4 protein-coding genes and 1 pseudogene are annotated in these 3291 nt (G+C 61.8%); 2 read left to right on the top strand and 3 right to left on the bottom strand.

Annotated elements, in window-relative coordinates; all coding sequences use genetic code 11:
• Positions 1-255: pseudogene (locus tag ACIQ47_RS15555) on the top strand (hypothetical protein); the annotation flags it as partial.
• Between the two features lie 139 nt (positions 256-394).
• Here the strand turns inward: ACIQ47_RS15555 and ACIQ47_RS15560 are convergent.
• From ACIQ47_RS15560 to ACIQ47_RS15570, 3 genes are all read right to left on the bottom strand, one after another.
• Positions 395-880, bottom strand: coding sequence for a glutathione peroxidase (locus tag ACIQ47_RS15560; RefSeq protein WP_396438951.1), 486 nt, complete (start codon positions 878-880; stop codon positions 395-397).
• A 70-nt stretch (positions 881-950) separates the two neighbouring features.
• Positions 951-1847, bottom strand: a complete 897-nt coding sequence (locus ACIQ47_RS15565) for an EamA family transporter (protein ID WP_396438952.1) — start codon at positions 1845-1847, stop codon at positions 951-953.
• A gap of 11 nt (positions 1848-1858) precedes the next feature.
• Positions 1859-2473 carry a DedA family protein gene (locus tag ACIQ47_RS15570; protein ID WP_396438953.1) on the bottom strand — a complete coding sequence of 205 codons (615 nt, stop codon included), beginning with the start codon at positions 2471-2473 and terminating at the stop codon, positions 1859-1861.
• 211 nt (positions 2474-2684) lie between these two features.
• On the opposite strand from ACIQ47_RS15570, the gene ACIQ47_RS15575 reads away from it, so the two are divergent.
• On the top strand, positions 2685-3291 hold a 607-nt coding region (locus tag ACIQ47_RS15575; RefSeq protein ID WP_396438954.1), incomplete at its 3' end, for an alanine racemase.

A 3291-nucleotide genomic window follows, 5' to 3' on the forward strand; every position in this document is an offset into this window, starting at 1 on the left:
ACCCCCGCCACACAAACCCCGGTGAGTGCCGTGCCCAGTTTGGGCGAGCTCAAGAACGCCTTGATTGCCGCACAAGGCCAGATCGACCGCCAAGCCCAGACCCAGCGCGAATTGACCGAAACCCTGGCCGAGTTGGCCGAGCAAAACGCACGCTTGGTCAGCACCGTGGAAGTGCTGCGCCTGCGCACGCGGTTGCTGGTGTGGGGTGGGGCGGCTGTGTTGCTGTGGTTGGCGGTGCTCACTTGGTGGACTTGAGCCAAGAAGCCTGAACGGGCTTGTGGCCCATCATGCAACGGCGTCGGACTAGTCTTGCAGTCCCAGGCGCTGGGTACTGATCCCGTCGCCTGATATCAAACCACCATCGATCAGATATCAAAACGCCACCAAAACACCATCAACTGGCCGCCAACGCCACCTCAATGTCCTTGGCGATCTTCTCGGGCGAGTCTTGTGGCGCATAGCGCTTGATCACACGCCCATCACGCCCGACCAAAAATTTGGTGAAGTTCCACTTGATGCCTTTGCTGCCCAAAATGCCGGGGGCTTCGGCGGTGAGCCATTGGTACAGCGGGTGGGCGTCAGCGCCATTGACCTTGACCTTGCTCATCATCTGAAAGCTCACGCCGTAGTTCTTCTGGCAAAAGTTGGCAATTTGCGCGTCATCACCCGGGTCTTGGCTGGCGAATTGGTTACACGGAAAGCCCAGCACGGCCAGGCCTTGGTCGGCGTAGGTTTTGTGCAGCTTTTCCAGCCCGGTGAATTGGGGCGTGAAGCCGCATGCGCTGGCGGTGTTGACGATCAGCATCACTTGGCCCTTGTAGCGCGACAGGGGCACGGGTTGGTGGTCGATGCTTTGGGCTTCGAGGTCGTACAAGCTCATGGGGTTGGTTCCGTTGGGTGTGGACAGATGGACATCATGCCAGTGACGGACCCTGGCTGGGCAGGGCGGTTCAGTGGGCCTTGTGGCCAGGGCCGACGATGGACAGCAAAGCCGCCAGCAAGATCAGGGCCCCGCCGATCAGGGTGCGGCTGTCCCAGTTGGAGGCGCCCAGCAAGACCGACGACACGCTGGCAAACAGCACTTCGGACAGCATGACCAGCGCGGTGGTGTGGGCGGCCAGTCGGGCCGCGCCGTATTGCAGCGCCAGGTTGCCCAACAAGAACGAGATGCACAGCAAGGCCACCAGCGGCAGCCAGCTCCAAGCGGGGGCCGCGCCGATGGCCACCACGCCTGTGACCAAACCGGCGATGGCCGCCAGCGTGGCCATGACCGCGCCGCCACCAAACATGGCCAGGGTGCGCGACGCGCTGGGGCTGTCTTTGAGTTTGAGCAGCAAGGCGTTGGTGATGGCAAACGTCAGGCCCCCCATCAGCGCCAGCCCATCGGCCAGGCTTTCGGGCACAGGCCAGGGGGTCTCGGGGGTTTTGAGCACGATGAACAAACCGGCCAGCGCCAGCACCAAGCGCAGCAAGGCGATGGGGGTGGGCTTTTCACCCAGCAGCCACCAAGCCACCAGCACCGACCAGGCGGGCATCAAATAAAACAGCAGCACCACGCGCACCACGTCGCCCACCGTCACGGCCCAGTTGAAGCCCACATTGGTCAGGCCCGAGGCCAACAGCAAGAGCCACAGCCCGGGGTGGCCGCGCCAGCTTTGCAGTTGTCCGCTGCGCCACAGCCACAAGGCGATGGACACAAAGACAAAGGCGTAAACCAGTGCCGTGGCCCACAGCGGGTGCAGGCCCTGGGCTTCAAGTTGTTTGAAGGGCCACCAGCACACGCCCCAGACAAAGGCGTTGAACAGGAGCCCGGCGACCGCCAGGCTTTTGGGGGAGGTGTCGCCCATGCGTGGGCAGCTTAAGAGACGTCGCCAGAGGCTTTGGCGGCCGCAGTGGCTTGGCGCTTGCGCCACCAGCGCCAGCCCAACCAGACGATGCCAATGCCCAGCAGGGCAAAAATGCCGTGCTGGAACTGGCGCAGCACGCCAAACATCCAGTCCCAGTTTTGCGCGCCAAAGTAACCCAGGTAGACCCAAATCGGCACGCTGATCAGTGCAGCAAAGCCGTCCATGAAAAACCAGGTGGAAAAGCTGACGCGTCGGCTCATGCCCGCTGAGAAGAAGACCGGCGTGCGCAAACCGGGCAAAAAGCGGGCCACGAACATGACCCATTTGCCGTATTTCTGAAAGGCTTCTTGTGCACTGGCAAAGCGCTCGGGGGTCAGGATTTTGCGAAAACCGGGCAACCGCGCGATGCGCTCGCCGTACAGACGGCCCAGGGTGAACATCAGGCCGTCACCGACCATGACGCCCGCCATGCCCACGGCAAACATGGTGTGTACATCGGCGTGGCCAAGACCCGCGATGACACCGCCAGTGACCAGGGTCACATCTTCTGGCACGGGGACACCAAAGCCGCAGATCAACAGCATCACGAACACGGCCAAATAGCCGTATTCGGTGAAGATGGGCATCAAGAACTCAAAAACTTCCATGGATGACAAGATTCAGCCAGTGCCCGAACGGCTCAGGCAGATTGTGCGGGGTTAACAGGCAGCGGATCAGTGTAAATCATTTGTAAGCCCCTTCTTGGCAGGGGAAAGGCTGTGTTGACCCGATGGACAGACCCCATTTCAGGGCGTACGAAGCTGGCATACTGGAGGCGTACATTTCGCCTTGCGCCCCATGCCCCGCCCGATTCAAGCCACCATCCACACCGCGGCCTTGCGCCACAACCTGGCCTTGGCACGCCAAGCCGCGCCCGATGCCCAGGTGTGGGCGGTGGTCAAGGCCAATGCCTATGGGCACGGCATTGAGCGGGTGTTTGAAGGTCTGCGCAAAGCCGACGGCTTTGCCTTGCTGGACTTGAGTGAAGCCGAGCGTGTCAGGGCTTTGGGCTGGCGTGGCCCCATTTTGTTGCTCGAAGGCGCTTTTGAGGCGCGCGACCTGGAGTTGTGCTCGCGCCTGCACTTGTGGCACACGGTGCATTGCGACGAGCAAATCGACATGCTGGCGTTGCACAAGACGCACGAGCCGCACCGCGTGTTCCTCAAGATGAATTCGGGCATGAACCGGTTGGGCTTTGCACCGCAGCGATACCGCTCGGCCTGGACGCGGCTCAATGCCTTGCCGCAGGTGGACGAAATCTCGCTCATGACCCATTTCAGCGACGCCGACGGCCCCAAAGGCATTGCCGAGCAGATGGCCCGATTTGAAGAAGCCTCCCGGGACTTGCCTGGTGAGCGCAGTGTAAGCAACAGCGCCGCCACCTTGCGCCATGCGCAAGATGCCG

The organism is Limnohabitans sp. (assembly GCF_044373035.1).
GTDB lineage: Bacteria > Pseudomonadota > Gammaproteobacteria > Burkholderiales > Burkholderiaceae_C > Limnohabitans_A.

Coding starts and splice junctions, on each gene's coding strand:
- ACIQ47_RS15560 (WP_396438951.1), bottom strand. CDS start 880: ATGAGCTTGTACGACCTCGAAGCCCAAAGCATCGACCACCAACCCGTG.
- ACIQ47_RS15565 (WP_396438952.1), bottom strand. CDS start 1,847: ATGGGCGACACCTCCCCCAAAAGCCTGGCGGTCGCCGGGCTCCTGTTC.
- ACIQ47_RS15570 (WP_396438953.1), bottom strand. CDS start 2,473: ATGCCCATCTTCACCGAATACGGCTATTTGGCCGTGTTCGTGATGCTG.